A 20,353-nucleotide genomic window follows, 5' to 3' on the forward strand; every position below is an offset into this window, starting at 1 on the left:
GGACTCCCAGCAGTGTCGCCGATCACGGCGCCGCGGGACGTCACTCGCTGAAAATCTGTACGAAGGCTTGGGCCAGCCGGGCGGGTTCATGACGCGGCGACCCGTCGTCGGCGGCGACGTCGGCGAGGACGAGGTGCCCACCGATCTCCTGGACGGCCTTGTCGAGGGCGACCGGATCGTCCACGATACCGGCGTCGGCGAGGACGACGTCAACGGTGAGGTCGGGGGCGTGGGCGCGCAGGACCTCCAGGTGGGCCTGCGGGGAGAAGTCGTCGGTCTCGCCCGGCTGCGGTGCGAGGTTGAGGGCGACGGCGCGGCGGGCGCGGGACGAGACGAGCGCGCGGGCCAGCGCGGGCACCTTGAGGTGCGGCAGGACGCTGGTGAACCAGGAGCCGGGGCCGAACACGATCCAGTCGGCGTCCTCGACGGCGGCGAGCGCCTCCGGGCACGCGGGCGGGTCGGCGGGGACGAGCGACACGCCGAGCACGCCGCCGGGGGTGCTCGCGCACGCGACCTGCCCCTTGACGTGGGTGACCTCGTCGGGGCGGGACGGGTCGGCCCCGCGGACCTCGGCGACGATGTCCATCGGGACGGCCGCCATCGGCAGGACCCGACCGTGCGCGCCGAGGAGCCGCCCGACCCAGTCGAGGCCCGCGACGGCGGCGTCCTGACCGAGCAGTTCCCAGAGGGCGACGATGAGGAGGTTGCCGACGGCGTGGCCGCGCAGGTCGCCGTCGGTGCGGAAGCGGTGCTGGACGACGTCGCGCCAGGTCTGTCCCCATTCGTCGTCGCCGCACAGCGCGGCCAGGGCCATCCGCAGGTCGCCGGGCGGCAGGACGCCGAGTTCGCGGCGGAGCCGTCCGCTGGACCCGCCGTCGTCGGCGACGGTGACGATCGCGGTGAGCTGGTCGGTGACGCGGCGCAGCGCCGACAGCGAGGCGTAGAGTCCGTGGCCGCCGCCGAGGGCGACGACCTTCGGGCCGTTGGGCTTCACCGTGCCGCTTCTCCACTCCGTCCGGGCCCCCGCCGGGCACCGGTCAGGGGTCTACTCGCGGCCGAGGTCACGATGGGCGACCTGCACGTCGATGCCCTCGTCCCGTAGCCGGGCGGCGATCTGTTCCGCCATGGCAACACTACGGTGTTTACCACCGGTACATCCCACGGCGAGGGTCACGTAGTGTTTGCCTTCGCGCTCATACCCGTCGGCGAGAAGACGCAGCACTTCGGCGTAGGAGTCCAGGAACTCCTTGGCTCCGCGCTGGCTGAGAACGTAGTCGCGGACGGCGGGGTCACGACCCGTCTTCGGCCGCAGCTCCGGCACCCAGTGCGGGTTCGGCAGGAAGCGGCAGTCGACGACCAGGTCGGCGTCGACGGGCAGCCCGTACTTGTAGCCGAACGACACGACGGTCGCGCGGAGGCTGGACTCGCCGGTGTCGTTGCCGAAGAACCCGATGATCTTGTTGCGCAGCTCGTGCACGTTGAGGCCGCTGGTGTCGATCACCAGGTCGGCCTCGGCGCGGACCTCGCGGACCAGCTCGCGTTCGCGGGCGATGCCGTCGACGAGGCGGCCGTCGCCCTGCAACGGGTGCGGGCGGCGGACGTTCTCGAACCGGCGCACCAGGTCGTCGTCGCTGGCCTCCAGGAACACCACCCGCGGGTGGACGCCGCGCGCCTCCAGCTCGGCGATGGACGAGTGCAGGTCGTCGGTGAAGGCGCGGCTGCGGACGTCGACGACGACGGCGATGCGCGGCACGGCGTCCTTCACCCGCCCGCCGAGGTCGGCCATCGTCGCGAGCAGCCCGGGCGGGAGGTTGTCGACCACGTACCAGTCGAGGTCCTCCAGGGACTTGGCCGCCGTGCTGCGGCCCGCCCCGGACATTCCGGTGACTATCACGATGTCCGGGATCTTGGTGTCGCTGGTCATGTCGGTCTCCCCGTGTGCTCCCCGTTGTGGCCCCCGCCGTTCCCCCCGCCGGGCCCGCCACTGTGCCCGCCAGCGAGCCCGCCGCCGTGCAGTGCCGCGACGATGCCCTCCGCCCGGCGCGGCCCGATGCCCGGGACCTCGGCGACCTGCTCGGGCGTCGCGTCCTTCAGCCGCTTCAGCGACCCGAAGTGTTTCAGCAGCGCCGCGCGGCGTGCCGGACCCAGTCCCGGAACGTTATCGAGTTCGCTCACCGTCATCGACCTGGACCGCCGCTGCCGGTGGAAGGTGATCGCGAACCGGTGCGCCTCGTCGCGGACCCGCTGGACGAGGAACATGCCCTCGCTGTTGCGCGGCAGGATCACCGGGTCGTCCTCGGCGGGGAGCCACAGCTCCTCCAGCCGCTTGGCGATGCCGCAGACGGCGATGTCGTCGACGCCCAGCTCGTCCAGGGCCCGCTGCGCGGCCGCGACCTGCGGCGGGCCGCCGTCGACGAGCACCAGGTTCGGCGGGTAGGCGAACTTGCGCGGCCTGCCCGTCTCCGGGTCGATCGGCTGGTGCGCGCCCTCCTCCGAGCCGTTCTGGGGGGACGGCCCCCCGGGCCCCTCGGCGACCGCCTCCTCCGAGTCGCCGAGGTGGTCGAGTTCGCCCATCTTCTCGCTCTCGGCGAGGTAGCGCCTGAACCTGCGGGTGATGACCTCGTGGATGGAGCGGACGTCGTCCTGCCCCTCGACGGCCTTGATCGTGAACCGGCGGTACTCGGCCTTGCGGGCCAGGCCGTCCTCGAACACGACCATGGACGCGACCACGTCGGTGCCCTGGAGGTTGGACACGTCGTAGCACTCGATGCGCAGCGGCGCCTCGTCCAGCTCCAGGGCGTCCTGGATCTCCTGGAGGGCGCGGCTGCGGGTGGTGAGGTCGGACGCGCGGCGCGTCTTGTGCTGTTTGAGTGCCTCGTGCGCGTTGCGGGCGACGGTCTCCAGCAGGGCCCTCTTGTCTCCGCGTTGTGGGACGCGCAGCTGGACGGGCCCGCCGCGCGCCTCGGCCAGCAGCTCGGTCATCGCGTCCTCGTCGGGCGGGGGCGCCGGGACGAGCACCTCGCGCGGCACCGACTCGCTCTCGCTGTAGATCTGGATGAGGAAGTGTTCGACCAGGTCGGAGGTGGTGACGTCCTCGACCTTGTCGACGACCCAGCCGCGCTGGCCGCGGATCCGGCCGCCGCGCACGTAGAAGACCTGGACGGCCGCCTCCAGCTCGTCCTCCGCGAAGGCGATCATGTCGCAGTCGGTCCGGTCGGGCAGGACGACGGCCTGCTTCTCCAGCGCCCGCTCCAGGGCGCGGATGTCGTCGCGGAGCCGGGCGGCGCGCTCGTACTCCTGGGACGCGGCGGCCTCGCGCATGTCGCGTTCGAGGCGCTTGGTGAACCGGGTGGTGTGGCCCGCCATGAAGTCGCAGAAGTCTTCGGCGAGGAGGCGGTGTTCGTCGGGCGAGACGCGGCCGACGCAGGGCGCCGAGCACTTGCCGATGTAGCCGAGCAGGCAGGGGCGGTCGAGCTGGTGCTGCCGCTTGAACACCCCCGCGCTGCACGTCCGGACGGGGAACACGCGGAGCAGCTGGTCGACCGTCTCCCTGATCGCCCATGCGTGGGAGTACGGACCGAAGTAGCGCACACCCTTGCGTTTCGCTCCGCGCATCACCATCACCCTCGGGAACTCCTCGTTCAGGGTGACGGCGAGGTACGGATAGGACTTGTCGTCGCGGTAACGGACGTTGAACCGCGGATCGAACTCCTTGATCCAGGAGTATTCGAGCTGGAGGGCCTCGACCTCGGTGGAGACGACCGTCCAGTCGACCCGGGCGGCGGTCTGCACCATCGTCTGCGTGCGGGGATGCAGGGCCGCGAAGTCGGCGAAGTAGGAGTTGAGGCGCTGGCGCAGGCTCTTGGCCTTGCCCACGTAGATGACCCGGCCGTGCTCGTCGCGGAACCGGTACACCCCGGGAGACTCGGGAATGGAGCCGGATGCGGGTCGGTAGGTCGCCGGATCTGCCACAGGAGAAAGCCTAGTGGGCGGTACCGACACGCCGACCGCGAGCATCTCCGTCTCCCCCGTCCGTGACCGCCGTCCCGGACGGCCCCGTCGGGGGCCGCCCGGTCCGCCGCGGAGACACTCAGGCGAGCATGATCTTGTCGCCCTGGACGTTGATCTTCTTCTCCGGCAGCGGCTCGTTGGCGGGCGGGTTCGCCACCGAGCCGTCAGTGATCTTGAACTTGCTGCCGTGGCAGTCGCAGTTGATCGTGCCGCCGGACACCGAGCCGACGGGGCAGCCGCGGTGCGTGCAGGTCGCCGAGAACGCCGTGAACTGGCCCTGCGTCGGCTGACACACCACGACCTTCGCGTCCTTGAAGATCTTTCCGCCGCCGACCGGGATCTCGGCGGCGGACGCGAGCGCCGTGCCCGCGCCGCCCGCCGCTCCCCCGGGCGACTGGCCGCCGGAACCCCCGGAACCGCCGGAGCTGCCCGTGTCCTTGGAGCCGTCCGCGTCGTCGGAGCCGCCGCACGCCGCCACGAGCCCGGCGATGCCCGCGAACCCGGCCCCGACGAGCAGCCCCCTGCGGGTGCCACCCCCGGCCGGTGCGGTCTCCCCGGCGCCCTCCGGTGCCTGCTCCGTCGCGTCCAGCCGTGTCTCGGACCCCTCTGGCATGCTCATCCTCCGGTGACATCTCGATTCCCGTACGTCACCAGGAAGCACGTACACGCGGCCGGGGTGGTTCAATACCGAACCGTTCCGCCGGGTGCCGCGACGGTCAGGTGACGACGATCCCGCCGTTCTTGACCTGCACCGGGTACTCCTTCAACGGCTTGTCGGCCGGGCCGTGCTGCACCGAGCCGTCCGTGATCTTGAATTCGCTACCGTGGCAGTCGCACTTGATCAGCCCGTTGGACACACCGCCGACCGTGCAGCCCTGGTGCGTGCACACCGCCGTGAACGCCTTGAAGGCGCCCTGGGTCGGCTGCGTCACCACGACCTTGTCGGACCCGTACACCTTGCCGCCGCCGACCGGGATGTCGGAGACCTTCGCGATCTCCTTGCCCTTGAGTTCGGCGGTGCTCTTCTCCTTGTCGCCGCCGCAGCCCGCGAGCGCGGTGGCGCCGACCACCCCGACCCCGCCGCACAGCACCGCGCGGCGGCCGATACCCCCGTCTCCGGCGGCCCGCCCGGCCCCGGGTGTCACGTTCTCTCCCATGGTCACCATCCTGGTGCACGGGACCCGACACGCCGCACCGCCCCCCGGGCTCGGCGCGCCGCGCTTCCGCGCCGCGTCCGGCCGCCATCAGAGCAGTTTCTTGAGGAATTGCCCGGTGTGACTGGCGTCGACCTTCGTGATGTCCTCGGGGGTGCCGGTGGCGACGACGGTGCCGCCGCGCGAGCCGCCCTCGGGGCCCATGTCGATGATCCAGTCGGCGGTCTTGATGACGTCCAGGTTGTGCTCGATGATGATCACCGTGTTGCCCTTGTCGACCAGGCCGTTCAGGACACCGAGAAGCCTGCGGATGTCCTCGAAGTGCAGGCCGGTGGTCGGCTCGTCCAGCACGTAGACGGTGCGGCCGGTGGAGCGCTTCTGCAACTCCGACGCCAGCTTGACCCGCTGCGCCTCACCGCCCGACAGGGTCGGTGCGGGCTGCCCGAGCCGGACGTACCCGAGCCCGACGTCGTTCAGCGTCTTCAGGTGCCGGTGGATCGCCGTGACCGGCTCGAAGAACTCGGTCGCCTGCTCGATCGGCATGTCGAGCACCTCGGAGATCGTCTTGCCCTTGTAGTGGACCTCCAGCGTCTCCCGGTTGTAGCGGGCGCCGTGGCAGACCTCGCAGGGGACGTAGACGTCCGGCAGGAAGTTCATCTCGATCTTGATGGTGCCGTCGCCGGAGCAGTTCTCGCAGCGCCCGCCCTTGACGTTGAAGGAGAACCGGCCCGGCTGGTAGCCGCGCACCTTCGCCTCGGTGGTCTGCGCGAACAGCTTGCGGATGTGGTCGAAGACGCCGGTGTAGGTCGCCGGGTTGGAGCGGGGCGTCCGCCCGATCGGCGACTGGTCGACGTGCACGACCTTGTCGAGCTGGTCGACGCCGTTGACGCGCCTGTGCCGCCCGGGGACGGTCTTCGCGCCGTTCAGCTTCTTGGCGAGCGCGTTGTACAGGATGTCGTTGACCAGCGTCGACTTGCCGGAACCCGACACGCCCGTCACGGCGGTGAGGACGCCGAGCGGGAACGCCACGTCGACGTCGCGCAGGTTGTTCTGCTGGGCGCCCTTGACGATCAGCTCGCGCCCCCGCGTCCGCGGACGGCGGATCTCCGGGACGGCGATCTCACGGCGCCCCGCCAGGTACGCGCCGGTCAGCGAGCGCTCGGAGGTCTTCAGGTCGTCGACGGTGCCGGACACGACGATCTCGCCGCCGTGCTCACCGGCGCGGGGCCCGATGTCGACGATCCAGTCGGCGGCGGCGATGGTGTCCTCGTCGTGCTCGACGACGATCAGCGTGTTGCCCATGTCGCGGAGCCGGATCAGCGTCTCCAGCAGCCGGTGGTTGTCGCGCTGGTGCAGGCCGATGGACGGCTCGTCCAGCACGTACAGGACGCCGACCAGCCCGGAGCCGATCTGCGTGGCCAGCCGGATGCGCTGCGCCTCGCCCCCGGCCAGCGTCGCCGACGCCCGGTCGAGCGTCAGGTAGTCGAGCCCGACGTCCAGCAGGAACCCGAGCCGGGCGTTGATCTCCTTCAGCACCCGCTCGGCGATGTGCGTCTCGCGCTCGCTCAGCTCCATCGCCAGCAGGAACTTGGCGGCCTCGCCGATCGGCATGGAGGCGACCTCGGCGATCGGCATCCCGCCCATGGTGACGGCCAGCACGACAGGCTTGAGCCGGGCGCCCTCGCACGTCGGGCACGGGATCTCGCGCATGTAGCCTTCGAGCTTCTCCCGGCTGGAGTCGCTCTCGGACTCGGAGTGCCGCCGGTGGATGTAGGGGATCACGCCCTCGTAGGCCGTGTAGTACGAACGCGTCCGCCCGTAACGGTTCTTGTAGCGCACGTGGACCTGGGTCTCGTGCCCGTTCAGCACCGCCTTGCGCGCCTTGGTGGGCAGCTTCTCCCACGGCGTGTTGAGGTCGAAGCCCATGGCGTCGCCGAGCGCGGACAGCAGCCGCAGGAAGTAGTCGCTCACGTGCCCGTTCGACCACGGCTGGATAGCGCCCTCGCCGAGGGTCAGCTCCACGTCCGGGACGACGAGTTCCGGGTCGACCTCCATACGGGTGCCGAGGCCCGTGCAGTCGGGGCAGGCGCCGTAGGGCGAGTTGAACGAGAACGACCGCGGCTCCAGCTCCTCGAACGACAGGTCGTCGTAGGGGCAGTAGAGGTGCTCGGAGTACATCCGAGTGCGGTGCTCGTCGCCTTCCGGCAGGTCGACGAAGTCAAGGACGATCGTGCCGCCCGCGAGCCCGAGCGCGGTCTCCACCGAGTCGGCGAGCCGCTGGCGCGCGGAGTCCTTCACGGAGAGGCGGTCGACCACGACGGAGACGTCGTGCTTCTCCTGCTTCTTCAGCGTGGGCGGCTCGTCCAGGCGGATCATCTGGCCGTCGACCAGGGCGCGCGAGTAGCCCTTGGACTGGAGTTCGCGGAACAACTCCAGGTACTCGCCCTTGCGCCCGCGGATCACGGGCGCGAGCACCTGGAAGCGGGTGCCGGGCTCCAGCTCCAGCACCCGGTCGACGATCTGCTGCGGCGCCTGCCTGCTGATCGGACGGCCGCAGTCGGGACAGTGCGGGTGCCCGATCCGCGCGTAGAGGAGCCGCAGGTAGTCGTACACCTCGGTGATCGTCCCGACCGTCGACCTCGGGTTCTTGCTGGTCGACTTCTGGTCGATCGACACCGCCGGGGACAGCCCCTCGATGAAGTCGACGTCGGGCTTGTCCATCTGCCCGAGGAACTGACGGGCGTAGGCGGACAGCGACTCCACGTAGCGGCGCTGGCCCTCCGCGAAGATCGTGTCGAACGCCAGGCTGGACTTCCCGGAGCCCGACAGACCGGTGAACACGATCAGGGCGTCCCGAGGGAGGTCGAGCGAGACGTCCTTCAGGTTGTGCTCGCGTGCTCCACGCACGATGAGTCGGTCATGCACGGTGTACTTCCGGTTCCTCTTCTGGGCGCGGCGATGGGGAGAGACACGTCGGTCTCAAGGCTAGTCAGGGGGTCTGACAGAATCCCCCGGACTGCATAACAGCGATCCCCGCCGCCGCATTTCACGGTGCTTGTCACGGTGCTCCCCGCCCGTCCGGACGGCACCCCCGCACCGTACACGTGTTCGAACACCACCCGCCACCCATGTGAGTTATTCGTCGTCGAGGGCGAAGGAGAGGTAGCGGACGGCGGAGCGGCGGACGGCCTCCTTGCCGTCGGTGTGGACGATCTTCCGCCACCAGGCGCCGTACACACGGTCGAAGTCGTAGGGCTCCAGCAGGCGCAGGGCCCGCCGCACGATGCGAGGACGTTCCGGGATGTGGTTCGGGTAGCTGTACATGAAGCTGACCCAGTCGCGGTCGTTGACGACCGTGAGGATGTCGCCGGAGAACAGGGCGCGGGCGTCGCGCCAGTGCAGGACCTGGCCGCCGTCGAAGTGCACGCCCGCGTTGATGAGCGTGAGGCCGTCGGCCAGCTCGTGGGTGTCGCCCGTCCAGTAGACGACGGAGTCGTCGGGCCGGGCGACCCAGCGGCGGTCGGCCTCGTGGATGTAGACCGGGGCGTCGAAGGCGTGCGCCCACTCGATCATGCTGCCGTAGAAGTGCGGGTGGCTGATCGCGATGGCGGAGACGCCGCCCAGGTCGTTGACCTGCCGGACCATGTCGTCGTCGAGGTAGGCGGTCATGTCCCACAGGACGTTTCCGGACGGCGCCCGCAGCAGCAGGGCCCGCTGGCCGATGGCGACGCCGGGTTCGGCGCCGATCCCGACGACGTCCGGGCCCTCCTCGGCGACGCGGCCGCGGTGGTCGGCGCGGAGTTCCGCGAGGGTCGTCCAGCGCTGGCCGTCCCAGCCGACGTACTGGCGCTCGTCCTCGCAGATCGGGCAGTCGGGGCGGGGGGCGCCGTACTGGACGCCGCAGGTCGCGCAGATCGGGTGCTCCATGATCCCATTCTGTGACACGGGTACCGGGGGTACGTAAGGATGGAGGCCCCTTTCGGGGTCAAGGAGGAACCATGGACTGGCGCGACGTCATCGACGAGCTCGACCCGGGGGTGGAGCGCGTCATCGGATCGCTGTCGGATCTGGGCGACCAGGACATGCGCGCCCCCTCCGCGCTGCCCGGATGGAGCCGCGCCCACGTGGCGACGCACATCGCCCGCAACGCCGACTCGCTGTGGAACCTGCTCGAATGGGCGCGGACGGGCGTGGAGATCCCGCAGTACCCGAGCGTGGAGGCCCGGAACGCCGCGCTGGACGAGGGCGCCGGACGCGGCCGCGACGAGCTGGTCGAGGACGTCCGCGCGACGGCGAAACGGTTCTCCGAGCAGGCCCGCACCCTGCCGAAGGAGGCGTGGGACAGGCCGGTGCGGCCGTTGCAGGGCAGGCCCCACCCCGCCTGGTACACGCTGTACCGGCGGTGGAACGAGGTGGAGGCGCACCACGTCGACCTCGCCGCCGGGTACGGGCCCGCCGACTGGCCCGAGCCCTACGTCCGGTGGGCGCTCGGCCGGACGCTGACGGACGTCGCCGCGCTGCCCGGCGACGAGCGCGGCGAACTCGCCGGGCACCGGATCACCGCGACCGACTCCGGGGAGTCCGCCGATCTCGGCTGGGCGCCGGGCGGTCCGGAGGCGTCCGGGTCGGGGCGGGCGCTGCTCGGCTGGCTGAGCGGCCGTTCCGACGGCGCGGGCGTGACCCTGCGTCCCGACGGTCCCCTCCCGGTCCCGCCGCCCTGGCCGCACGCTCCGTCTCAGTTCTAGTCGTGCCCGCCGAGTTCTAGTCGTTCCCGCCGGGTTCTAGTCGTGGCCCGCCAGCCGGTGCAGGGCGTCGACCGAGCGGACGACGATCGCGCTGCGGGCGACGGTGATGCCGCCGCGGACGGGTTCGGCGGCGAGGATCTGCGCGACCTTGCGGCGTCCCATGCCCGCCCAGCGGCCGAGGTCCTGCTGGGAGACGGGCACCTGGACCTGGACGCCGCCCTCGTCGGGCACGGCGTCCGGCGTCCCGTCCGGGCGCTCGGCCTTGACCGGGGAGCCGAAGCGCGACACCAGGCGCAGCAGCCGGGTCGCGAGGCGGCGTTCGGGGTCGTCGGGGAAGTGCGCGACGCGCATGTCGTTGGAGTCGCGCAGCCGCTCGGACAGGACGGCGGCGACGGCCCACACCGAACCGGGATGGGAGTCCAGGACGTTCCGGAACCGCGCGGCGGGCAGCACGAGCGCCTCCACCCGGGTCATGGCCTCGACGTTGGCGTGCCGGACGCCGCCGTCCACGGCCTCCATCTCCCCCACCAGGTCGCCGGGGCCGAGGACGTCCAGGATGGCCATGTCGCCGTCGCGGTCCACCCAGACCTTCACGGCGCCGGAGCGCAGCACGAAGACCTGGGACGCGCGGGTGTGCTCGCGCATCAGGAACGCGCCCGGCCTGATCACCACGGGGGCGCCCGCGCGGCGCAGCGCCTCCTGGGCCCGGACGGGCAGCGCGTCCCAGAACCGGGTGGTCTCCATCTGGCCTCCTCCACCGAACCCAGCTCGGGGCGCGGTGCCTCGCGGTCCGTCACCGTCCAGTGAACGCGGCGCCGCGCCGACGGACTACGTCTTATGTCACATGTCGAGTGAGCGATCCGATTCGAGCCAGCTGTCGAGGGCGCGGACGCGGCGGACGCAGTCGGCCGCCGCGGCCTGGTCGCCGAGCGCGAGGAACGACTCGCGGAGCAGTTCCAGGGCCCCGCGCAGGCCCCGCTGGTCGTCCATGTCGCGGCGGATGACGACCTCGGCGTTGACGTGTTCGACGGCGCGGGCGTGCTTGCCGAGCAGTTGCGACGCGCGGGCCATGGTGTGCAGCGCGTACGCCTGTTCGCGGGTGTCGCCGAGCTCGGCGGCCAGGTCGAGCGCGCGCCGCCCGGTCTCCAGGGCCTCGTCGGCGTGGCCGAGGTCGAGGTGGATGACGGCGAGGTGGACGAGCGCGGTGCCCTCGGAGTGCCGGTCGCCGACCTCGCCGAGGTACTGGAGGGCCTCCAGCTCGCGTTCGAGGGCCTCCTCGGGGCGTCCGGCGCGGCGCAGCACGGCGGCGAGGGTGTCCATGCCGACGCCGAGGCCGTACCAGTCGCCGCCGTCCTCGCGGATCTGGAGCGCCTGCCGCGCGGCGCGCTCGGCGTGTTCGGGCAGGCCGAGCCGGGAGTAGGTGCGGGCGAGGCTGCCGAGCGTCCCGGCCATGCCGCCGCGCGCGCCGAGCCGGTGCCACAGGTCCAGGGCCTCCAGGCCGAGGACGAACGCCTCCTGGTGGCGGCCGAGGCGCCGCATGACGACCGACAGGTGTTCCAGGTCGTGGGCCTCACCGTGCTGGTCGCCGATCTCGCGGCGGATCTCCAGGGCGCGCAGCAGGTTCTCGCGGGCCTCCCGGTACCGGCCGAGGCGCCACTGGACGATCCCGATCTGCGCGAGCGCCTCCGCCTCGCCGTGCCGGTCGCTGGTGTCGCGGTGCAGGCGCAGCCCGTGCCCGCAGTAGGTGAACGCCTCGGCGAAGTTCGCGGCGTCGCACATCAGCATGCCGAGCGTGGTGAGCGCACGCGCCTCGCCGTGGCGGGCGCCGAGGGCCCGGTAGGTGCGCAGGGCCTGTTCGGCGTCCTTGCGGGCCATGTCGCGCAGGCCGAGCGCGGCGAGCATCCGCGCCAGCTCCGTCAGGGCCTGCGCGGCGCCGTGCATGTCGGCGAGTTCCTGCCGGATGTAGAGGGCCTCCAGCGCGTGCGCCACCGCCTCGTGGACGTTGCCCTGCCGCCGGTGGACCTGCGCCACGGTGAGGAGGGTCTCCGCGACGCCGGGCTGGTCGTCGATCCGGCGCCGCAGGCCGAGCGCCGTGAAGGCGTGGTCGAGGGCCCGCTCGTTGTCGCCGAGGCCGAGGTGGGCGCGGGCGAGGGTGTCGTGACCCTTGGCGGCCCCGGCGTCGCCGCCCTCGTCCGGAAGTTCGGCGTGGATGTCCAGGGAGCGGCGGGTGTGCTCGATCGCCGTCAGGTAGCGGCCGAGCGCGACATGGACGTCGGCGAGGGTGCCGTGCGTGACGGCCTCCCCGTACCGGTCGGGCGGGTCGACGGCCCGGAACCCGCGCCGCGCGTCCTCCCCGTACCCGATGGCCTGGACGGAGTCGCCCATCTCGAAGTGGGCGGTCGCCAGGTTGTGGAGCATGACGGCGGCGGCGGCCCAGTCCTCCTCGGTGCGGGCCGCGTGCAGGCCCGCCTGGTGGACGGCGATGTTGTCCTCGCTGTAGCGGCGGAACTCCTGGAAGTCGAACAGGGCGTCGGCGAGTTCCCAGCAGGTGCGGTGCAGGCCGAGCCGGGCGGCCTGGTGGACGGCGGCGACGAGGTTGCGGCGCTCGGACTCGAACCAGGCGAGCGCGGCGGTGCGTTCGGCGGTCCCGGCGGGACGGTCGCGCGCCTCGCCCCGGTGCACGGCGGGCCGCAGCCGTGGCGCCAGCGCCGTCCCGGCCGCGCGGGCGTCGGCGAGGTGGCCCGCCAGCAGCCGCCGCTGCGCCGCGAGCAGCTCGCCGTCGGAGTCCTCCCGCAGGCCGCGTTCGCGGGCGAAGTCGCGCAGCAGGTCGTGCATCCGGTATCGGTCCGGGCCGACGTCCTGGACGAGGTAGGCCTGCCGGAGCCCCTCCAGGCATTCGCGGGCCTCGTCGACCGTCCGGTCCTGGAGGGCGGCGAGCGCGGCGGGGGTGAAGTCGGGGCCGGTGACGACGCCGAGCCTGCGGAACGCCTCCCGCTGGTCGCCGCGCAGGCTCCGGTAGGCGACGTCGAACGTCGGGCTGAGCACGGCCTGGAGCCCCGGGCCCGACGCGCCGTGCGCGACGCCCTCGCCGAGGCCGGTGCCGGTCAGGCCGGGGCCGTAGGGCGGGGCGTCCTGCGCGGCGAGCTGCCGAACGGTCGCGGCGATGGACTCGCCGCGGTTCTCCGCGAGCCGTCCCGCCATGACGCCGAGCGCCAGCGGCAGGTGCCCGCACTCGCGGGCGAGCCGGATGGCGGCCCGGTGCTCGTCGCGGACGCGCGCGTCCTCCGGTCCGAGGACGTTGGAGATGAGGTCGACGGCCTCCTGCGTGCTCATCTCGCCGAGTTCCAGCGTCCGGATGTCGGCGGCGCCGAGCGAGGCGGCCAGGCGTCGGCGGCTGGTCACCACCACCAGCCCGGACGTCGCCGCCGCCAGCAGCGGCCTGATCTGCTCGGGCCTGGAGGCGTTGTCGAGGATCAGCAGCATGCGCCGGTCGGCCAGCAGCGACCGGCACTGCGCCTCCAGCTCCGAGGTGGCGCGCGGCAGCTGGTCGCCGGGCACGCCCGCCGCGCGCAGCACCTGCCCCATCGCCTCCGCCGGGGTGGCGGGCGCGCGCCGGGTGCCGCGCAGGTCGGCGAACAGGACGCCGTCGGGGAACCGGTCGACGGCCCGGTGCGCCCAGTGCAGCGCGAGCGTCGTCTTCCCGACGCCCGCCATCCCCTGGACGATCACGGCGCGCGGCCATTCGGACTGGCTGACCAGCAGGTCCATCTTGCCGAGGCTGACGGTCCGGCCCGCGAAGTAGGGGTTGTCGGCGGGCAGCAGGACCTGCGGCGCCCCCTCCAGGCGGACGGGCTCGCGCGCGGCGATCCCGCCGTCGGCCTCGGGTTCGGGGCGTTCGCGTCCGGTCTCGGGCTCGGCGGCGGGCCACTCGTCGCCCCACGGGCTCGCGGCCCGGCGCAGCCGCTCGGTGTCGAGGACGGTCAGCGGCCGCGGCCTGCGGTCGAGGATCCCCCGGGCCCGCCACAGCCGGAACCACCGCACCAGGGTCTCGCGGGAGATGCCCGCCCAGTTCGCCAGCTCCGCCTGGCTGAGCTTCAGCGGGATCCGCGTCCCCTGCCCGGGGGCGGGCTCGCCGAACCGGTGCGCCAGCTCCAGCAGGTGGTAGGCGAGCCGCTGCGGATGGTCGGCGGCGCGGACGGCGTGCCGCCGCCCGCCGAACGTGACGTTCTCGGAGATCGCGTGCATCATCGCCTCGGCGACCTGCGGGCTGGCGGCGAGCAGGCTGCGGAACTTGCGGCGGTCCACGCGCAGGGCGGCGACGTGGTCGAGCGCGGCGACCGTCCCGCGCTGCGGATGCCCCCACGGGCCGAGGACGCCGACGAGGTCACCGGCGCCGAACAGGTCGATGATCGACTCGTCGCCGTCGCTGGAGTCGACGAACTCCTTGGCGACGGCGTTGCTGGCCGCGCGCGGCGACGCCTTGAACACCACGTACACGGCGGGCGCGACCGACCCCTGGTGGCACAGCATGCCGCCGGGCGGGATGTCGGTGCGCCGTCCCATCGCGCGCAGGGCCTGCCGGTCGGTGGGCGCGAGCCGCTCCCAGAAGCTGCCGCGCCGGACGTCCAGGCTGAACCGGGTGGCATGGGGGGCGCTCCCCCCGGCGCGAACGTCGTCGGTCACCAACCCCTCACCGTCCTCACTCACCTGATCTTCCATTGACCATGGTGCGGCCACAAGACGTAAAGTTCCGTTCACGGGTACACAGGTCGGCTGCGTCTGGTGACCCATTCATATCGTGTACCCACGTGGTGGAAGATGGTCACCGCATTCCACCGACGGGAGGACCCCTGTGACCTACACCGGCAACGTCGACGTCGGCGGCCGTCCCGACGTCCGGGAGCTGCCAGGACTGACGGTCACGAAGGTGGCGGTCGGCCCGTACGACAACAACGCCTACATCCTGCGCTGCACCGCGACCGGGGAGCGGCTGCTCGTCGACGCGGCGGCCGAGGCGTCCCGGCTGCTGGAACTGGTCGGCGACGGGCCGCTCGCCCGCGTCGTCACCACGCACCGCCACCAGGACCACTGGACGGCGCTGAGCGAGGTCGTGCGCGCCACCAGCGCCCTCGTCGTCGCGCATCCCCGCGACGCCGAGCCGCTGCCCGAGCCCGTCAGCGAGACCGTCGAGGACGGCGACACGGTCCGGGTGGGCGAGGCGACCCTCGACGTCATCCACCTGCGCGGCCACACGCCCGGGTCGATCGCCCTGCTGTACGACGCGGGCGGCGCCCTCGCCGACCGTCCGCACCTGTTCACCGGCGACAGCCTGTTCCCCGGCGGCGTCGGCAACACCTGGGGCGACGCGTCCCGCTTCAAGCGGCTGCTCGCCGACGTGGAGGAGCGCGTGTTCGACCGGCTCCCGGACGCCACCTGGTTCTACCCGGGCCACGGCAAGGACTCCACGCTCGGACGCGAGCGCCCCTCGCTGCCCGAGTGGCGGGCCCGAGGCTGGTAATCGGCGGAACAAGCGGTCGAGGGTGTTCGTTGCTCCAACCACACTTCGGGGCCGACACCAGGAGACGACCATCCACGAACGCCCACCGGTGGACCCGGGACCCGTCCTGTGCTACCCGGCGGGTTCCACGGTGCTCCTCGCCGGCCTCCCGGGGGCCGGCAAGTCGACCCTGCTCGACCGCCTGTACGGAATGCGGGGGGACGAGACGGCCCCCGTCCCGGCGGGCGACGTCCGCGTGATCGACTCCCGCCAGTCCCGCAACTGGTGGGCGCGGTTCCTGCGGCCGCTGCCCGTCCGGTTGCGGACGCCGATCGTCCACGCCACCCACGTGTGGCGGATCGGCCGCGCGATCCTCGCGGGCCACGGCGTCGTGGCGCACACCCGGGGCACCTGGCCGCACATCCTGCGGTTCTTCGCGCTGCTGGCCCGGTGGCGCGGCAACCGGCTGCACCTGATCCTGCTCGACGTCGACCCGGGCACCGCCCGCGCGGGCCAGATCGCCCGGGGCCGCGTCGTCACCACGGCCACGTTCGCCCGGCACTGCCGCCGCTGGTATCCCCTGGTCGACCGCGCCCGCGGCGGCGAGACTCTGCCGCCCGCGGCGGGCGTCACGATCCTCGACCGCGACGCCGCCGACGGTCTCAAGACCATCCACTTCTCCTGATCCGCGTCCGCCGTACTGGGCAGGACGACCTCTGTAGGGTCGTGGAACAGCGAGACGACGGAGGCGGAGCATGGCGCAGCAGGTACGCGGGGTCGTCGCACCGGGCAAGGGGCAGCCGGTGCGGATCGAGACGATCACGGTTCCGGACCCCGGGCCCGGGGAGGCGGTCGTCCGGGTCCAGGCGTGCGGGGTGTGCCACACCGACCTGCACTACCGCGAGGGCGGCATCAACGACGAGTTCCCGTTCCTGCTCGGGCACGAGGCGGCCGGGGTCGTCGAGTCCGTCGGCGACGGGGTGCGCGACGTGGCGCCCGGCGACTTCGTGATCCTGAACTGGCGGGCCGTGTGCGGGCAGTGCCGCGCCTGCCTGCGCGGACGCCCCTGGTACTGCTTCAACACCCACAACGCCACGCAGAAGATGACCTTGGAGGACGGCACGGAGCTGTCACCCGCGCTCGGCATCGGCGCGTTCGCCGACAAGACCCTGGTCGCCGCCGGGCAGTGCACGAAGGTCGACCCGGCGGCGAAGGCGGAGGTCGCCGGGCTGCTCGGCTGCGGCGTGATGGCGGGGCTCGGCGCGGCGATCAACACCGGCGGGGTCGGACGGGGCGACTCGGTCGCCGTGATCGGCTGCGGCGGGGTCGGCTCGGCGGCCGTGCTCGGGGCCCGGCTCGCGGGCGCCGCCACGATCATCGCGGTCGACCTGGACCAGCGGAAGCTCACGACGGCGGCCGCGCTCGGCGCCACGCACACCGTCGACGGCACGGACCGCAGCGTGGTGGAGGCGGTGCGGGAGCTGACCGGCGGGTTCGGCGCGGACGTCGTCATCGACGCGGTCGGCCGCCCGGAGACCTACGAGCAGGCGTTCTACGCCCGCGACCTGGCCGGGACGGTCGTGCTCGTCGGCGTCCCGACCCCGGACATGCGGCTCGACCTGCCTCTGCTGGACGTGTTCGGACGCGGCGGCGCGCTGAAGTCGTCCTGGTACGGCGACTGCCTGCCCTCGCGCGACTTCCCGATGCTCATCGACCTCTACCTCCAGGGCCGTCTCGACCTGGACGCGTTCGTGTCCGAGACGATCGGGCTGGACGACATCGAGGCCGCGTTCGAGAAGATGCACCCTTCTGGCACATCGGGCGACGTGCTGCGCTCGGTGGTGGTGCTCTGATGACCGCGCGCGTCGATCACGTCGTCACGTCCGGAACGTTCTCCCTGGACGGCGGCACCTGGGACGTCGACAACAACGTCTGGATCGTCGGCGACGACAGCGAGGCCATCGTCATCGACGCCGCGCACGACGCCGACGCCATCGCGGCGGCGCTCGGCGACCGGCGGCTCACGGCGATCGTGTCCACGCACGGCCACGACGACCACATCGACGCGGCGCCCGCGCTGCGCGCCCGTACCGGCGCGCCCGTCCTGCTGCACCCCGACGACCTGATGCTCTGGAAGCGCAAGCACCCGGACGCCTCCCCCGACGGCGAGCTGGCGGACGGCCAGGTCGTCACGGTCGCGGGCACGGACCTGACCGTCCTGCACACGCCCGGCCACAGCCCCGGCGCGGTCTGCCTGTACGCGCCCGCGCTCGGGACGGTCTTCTCCGGCGACACGCTGTTCAACGGCGGTCCCGGAGCGACGGGCCGCTCGTTCTCCGACTTCCCGACGATCATCGCGTCGATCCGCGACCGGCTCCTGACGCTGCCCTCCGGCACCATCGTTCGAACGGGCCACGGCGACTCCACCACCATCGGCGCGGAGGCCCCCCACCTGGACGAATGGGTGGCGCGCGGCCACTGACGTCTCGTCCGGGCGCTAGGTGCGAATCGGCTCCAGCAGGCGGTGCGGGGAACGCAGGGCCACGCTGACCGGGTCGTCGCGGCGCAGCAGGCCCGGGCCCACGTGGACCTCCAGGTCCTCCGGCGGGATGACACGCTCGCAGGCGGGACACAAGCCGTCCGCCCGGACCCCGGCGCCGCACGCGATGTGGACGAACACGCGACTCGGCTCGGACATCAGGTGCGACTCGGCCCAGCGGGCGAGGCCGTGGACGACGGACCACAGGTCCCTGCCCATCTCCGTCAGCACGTAGTCCTGCCCGTCCTTGAGGAGCAGCCCGGACTCGACGAGCGACTGGAGGCGCGCCGACAGCACGGCGCGCGGGATGTCGAGGTGGACGAGGAAGTCGCTGAAACGGCGCACGCCGTAGAACGCGTCCCGGACGATCAGCAGCGTCCAGCGTTCTCCCACGACCTCCAGGGCGCGGGCGACCGAGCAGTCCTGGCGCGCGTAGTCCTTGCCGAGTGCCATACGCATCACACTACAGCCCCTGCGGTTCAATGACCGAACCAGATCGTGCTACCGTCGCCCCTATTCAGTTCGTTCACTGAACCTTGGGGATCGTATGACCGCTCTGGCGCCACCACGGGCCGCGCACCGTCCGTCCGGCACCACCGCCGCGCTGGTCGTGCCCGCCGCCGCGACGCTGCTCGCCCTGATGAACTACACGGCGCCGATGGCCGCGCTGTCCGACACGGCGCGCGGGCTGCACGCGGGCGGGACGGCGCAGATCTGGCTGATGAGCTCGATCAGCCTCGGCCTCGCGGCGGCGCTGCTGGCCGTGGGCGCGCTGGCCGACGACCACGGCCGCAGGCGCGTGTTCCTGATCGGCACCGTGGTGCTCGCCGTGTCCAGCGTGGCCTGCGCGGTGGCGCCGGACGCCCTGGTCTTCATCACCGGCCGGATCGTGCAGGGCGCGGCGAGCGCGGCACTGCTGGCGACCGGCCTCGGCATCATCGCCGCGACGTTCGCGCCGGGCCCGCACCGCGCGCACGCCACCGGTGTCTGGGGCGCGATGCTCGGCCTCGGCGTCGCGCTCGGCCCGATCGCGGCCGCCGCGCTGGCCGAGACCGGCGGCTGGCGGCTGTGGTACTGGGCGTCGGCGGCGGCGTCGGTGCCGCTCGGCGTGGCGGCGCTCGCCCTGCGGGAGTCGCGCGCCGAACGGCCGCGCGGCCTCGACCTGCCCGGCCTGCTCACGCTGAGCCTCGGCATCGGCGCCCTCGTCGCCGCGATCACCTGGGGGCGCACCGGGTGGACGAAGCCGGGCGTCACGGCGCTGTTCGCGGCGGCGGCCGTGCTGCTCGCGGCGTTCGTCGCGGTGGAGGCGCGGCGGCGGCTGCCGCTGCTCGACCTCGGGCTGTTCCGGCGGCCCGCGTTCCTGCTGTCGATCACCGGGGCCCTGGTCACCGGGCTCGGCGTCATCGGGATCACGAGCTATCTGGCGGCCGTGATGGCGGTGGTCATGGGCCTGTCCATCATGGCGTCCGCGCTGGTGCTGGCGGTCTGGTCCGGGGTGTCGTTCGTCGCGGCGTTGCAGGCCAGGCGGCTCCCGGCGCGGCTGCCCGCCGGACGGCTCCTGGCCGCCGGGCTCGTGCTCAGCGCCGCCGGGGAGGTGGCGATGCTCGGGCTGCACACGGACTCGCACTGGTGGCGGCTCGTCCCCGGCCTCGCCGTGTCGGGGGTCGGCAGCGGCCTCGCCAACGCGATGCTCGCCCGGCTCGCCGTGGGAAGCGTCCCCACCGACCGCGCGAGCATGGGGTCGGGCGCCAACAACACCGCCCGCTACCTCGGCGCGTCGGTGGGCGTCGCGGTCGTCGGCGCCATCGCGACCGGGCCCGGCGGGGGGCCGTCCGGCCTCGCGCACGGCGCGAACATCGCGATGCTCGTCTCGGCCGTCGTGACGTTCGCGGGCGCGGTCCTCGCGGCCGTGATCAGGGTCGACTAGGAGACCCAGGTAGGCGCGTGCTACCTGCGGGGTACGGGGTGATTCGTCCTGCGGGGTGAAGCTGGACGGGCCCGCCGCTGCCTATAACTGAGACATGACCAGTCCAGGACTGCCGCGCGAGGACCTGACGGCGGCGATCTCCGCCCGGCGCGAGCTCGGGCCCGACTATGACGACGCCTTCGTCGAGACCGTCGTGGACCGCATCGAGGCAGCCCTGGACGCCCGCTCGGCCACCGCCCCCGATGTCCGTTCCCGGACGCTGCCCCGGGGGCGGCAGCGTCCGGGAACGGAACCCTGGCCCGGTGACCGGGGGTCCGGTGACCGGGACCACGGCCTGGCCCTGGCGGTGCTGTCGCTGCTGGCGGCGATCCCGCTCAGCGCCATCGCGGTCGTCAACGCCGGTCTCGCGGGCCTGTTCGTCACGATGGCCGCGATCGTGCTGGTGAACGTCGCCTACACCCAGCGCCCGCGCCGCTGACG

17 protein-coding genes are annotated in these 20,353 nt (G+C 72.7%); 7 read left to right on the plus strand and 10 right to left on the minus strand.

What is annotated here, in order from left to right; translation table 11 throughout:
* Positions 1–40: 40 nt before the first annotated feature.
* The 7 genes from ABD808_RS07375 to ABD808_RS07405 all read right to left on the minus strand — a co-directional run bounded on the left by ABD808_RS07375 (position 41) and on the right by ABD808_RS07405 (position 9,092).
* Positions 41–994, minus strand: coding sequence for a gluconeogenesis factor YvcK family protein (locus ABD808_RS07375; protein ID WP_344891803.1), 954 nt, complete (start codon positions 992–994; stop codon positions 41–43).
* Positions 995–1,045: 51 nt separating this feature from the next.
* Positions 1,046–1,924, minus strand: coding sequence for an RNase adapter RapZ (gene rapZ, locus ABD808_RS07380; RefSeq protein WP_344891806.1), 879 nt, complete (start codon positions 1,922–1,924; stop codon positions 1,046–1,048).
* Positions 1,921–4,017 carry an excinuclease ABC subunit UvrC gene (gene uvrC, locus ABD808_RS07385; protein WP_425548894.1) on the minus strand — a complete coding sequence of 699 codons (2,097 nt, stop codon included), beginning with the start codon at positions 4,015–4,017 and terminating at the stop codon, positions 1,921–1,923. Before uvrC ends, rapZ begins: the two co-directional genes overlap by 4 nt.
* Positions 4,018–4,090: 73 nt before the next feature.
* Positions 4,091–4,624 carry a Rieske (2Fe-2S) protein gene (locus tag ABD808_RS07390; RefSeq protein WP_344891812.1) on the minus strand — a complete coding sequence of 178 codons (534 nt, stop codon included), beginning with the start codon at positions 4,622–4,624 and terminating at the stop codon, positions 4,091–4,093.
* 103 nt (positions 4,625–4,727) lie between these two features.
* Positions 4,728–5,168 (minus strand): Rieske (2Fe-2S) protein, encoded by a 441-nt coding sequence (locus ABD808_RS07395; protein ID WP_344891815.1) that lies wholly within the window; start codon positions 5,166–5,168, stop codon positions 4,728–4,730.
* Between the two features lie 87 nt (positions 5,169–5,255).
* Entirely contained in the window at positions 5,256–8,090 is a 2,835-nt protein-coding gene (gene uvrA, locus ABD808_RS07400) for an excinuclease ABC subunit UvrA (protein WP_344891818.1), read from the minus strand.
* Positions 8,091–8,300: 210 nt separating this feature from the next.
* Complete coding sequence (locus ABD808_RS07405; protein ID WP_344891821.1) at positions 8,301–9,092, minus strand: MBL fold metallo-hydrolase; 792 nt, start codon at positions 9,090–9,092, stop codon at positions 8,301–8,303.
* Positions 9,093–9,163: 71 nt separating this feature from the next.
* Here ABD808_RS07405 and ABD808_RS07410 point away from each other — a divergent pair, with 71 nt between their 5' ends.
* Positions 9,164–9,910 (plus strand): maleylpyruvate isomerase family mycothiol-dependent enzyme, encoded by a 747-nt coding sequence (locus ABD808_RS07410; protein WP_344891824.1) that lies wholly within the window; start codon positions 9,164–9,166, stop codon positions 9,908–9,910.
* Between the two features lie 36 nt (positions 9,911–9,946).
* Here the strand turns inward: ABD808_RS07410 and ABD808_RS07415 are convergent, their stop codons facing one another.
* Together ABD808_RS07415 and ABD808_RS07420 are read right to left on the minus strand one after the other, a co-directional pair.
* Positions 9,947–10,654, minus strand: coding sequence for a Crp/Fnr family transcriptional regulator (locus ABD808_RS07415; RefSeq protein ID WP_344891827.1), 708 nt, complete (start codon positions 10,652–10,654; stop codon positions 9,947–9,949).
* Between the two features lie 96 nt (positions 10,655–10,750).
* Positions 10,751–14,617 (minus strand): tetratricopeptide repeat protein, encoded by a 3,867-nt coding sequence (locus ABD808_RS07420; protein WP_344891830.1) that lies wholly within the window; start codon positions 14,615–14,617, stop codon positions 10,751–10,753.
* A 145-nt stretch (positions 14,618–14,762) separates the two neighbouring features.
* Between ABD808_RS07420 and ABD808_RS07425 the strand changes: the two genes are divergently transcribed.
* The 4 genes from ABD808_RS07425 to ABD808_RS07440 all read left to right on the plus strand — a co-directional run bounded on the left by ABD808_RS07425 (position 14,763) and on the right by ABD808_RS07440 (position 17,889).
* Entirely contained in the window at positions 14,763–15,428 is a 666-nt protein-coding gene (locus ABD808_RS07425; RefSeq protein ID WP_344891833.1) for an MBL fold metallo-hydrolase, read from the plus strand.
* 88 nt (positions 15,429–15,516) lie between these two features.
* Entirely contained in the window at positions 15,517–16,092 is a 576-nt protein-coding gene (locus tag ABD808_RS07430; protein WP_344891836.1) for an ATP-binding protein, read from the plus strand.
* A 70-nt stretch (positions 16,093–16,162) separates the two neighbouring features.
* The gene (locus ABD808_RS07435) at positions 16,163–17,260 is read left to right on the plus strand and encodes an S-(hydroxymethyl)mycothiol dehydrogenase (protein ID WP_344891839.1); all 1,098 of its coding nucleotides are present in this window, start codon (positions 16,163–16,165) and stop codon (positions 17,258–17,260) included.
* Positions 17,257–17,889 carry an MBL fold metallo-hydrolase gene (locus ABD808_RS07440; protein ID WP_344892890.1) on the plus strand — a complete coding sequence of 211 codons (633 nt, stop codon included), beginning with the start codon at positions 17,257–17,259 and terminating at the stop codon, positions 17,887–17,889. The genes ABD808_RS07435 and ABD808_RS07440 overlap by 4 nt, the downstream gene beginning before the upstream one ends.
* A 15-nt stretch (positions 17,890–17,904) precedes the next feature.
* Here the strand turns inward: ABD808_RS07440 and ABD808_RS07445 are convergent, their stop codons facing one another.
* Positions 17,905–18,399: a winged helix-turn-helix transcriptional regulator gene (locus ABD808_RS07445; protein ID WP_344891842.1), complete on the minus strand. Its 495-nt coding sequence runs from the start codon at positions 18,397–18,399 to the stop codon at positions 17,905–17,907.
* 94 nt (positions 18,400–18,493) lie between these two features.
* Between ABD808_RS07445 and ABD808_RS07450 the strand changes: the two genes are divergently transcribed.
* Complete coding sequence (locus ABD808_RS07450; protein WP_344891845.1) at positions 18,494–19,873, plus strand: MFS transporter; 1,380 nt, start codon at positions 18,494–18,496, stop codon at positions 19,871–19,873.
* Between the two features lie 94 nt (positions 19,874–19,967).
* Entirely contained in the window at positions 19,968–20,351 is a 384-nt protein-coding gene (locus tag ABD808_RS07455; protein WP_344891848.1) for a hypothetical protein, read from the plus strand.
* The last annotated feature ends 2 nt before the right edge of the window (positions 20,352–20,353 follow it).

Origin of the sequence: Actinomadura meridiana (assembly GCF_039537545.1) — a bacterium.
GTDB lineage: Bacteria > Actinomycetota > Actinomycetes > Streptosporangiales > Streptosporangiaceae > Spirillospora > Spirillospora meridiana.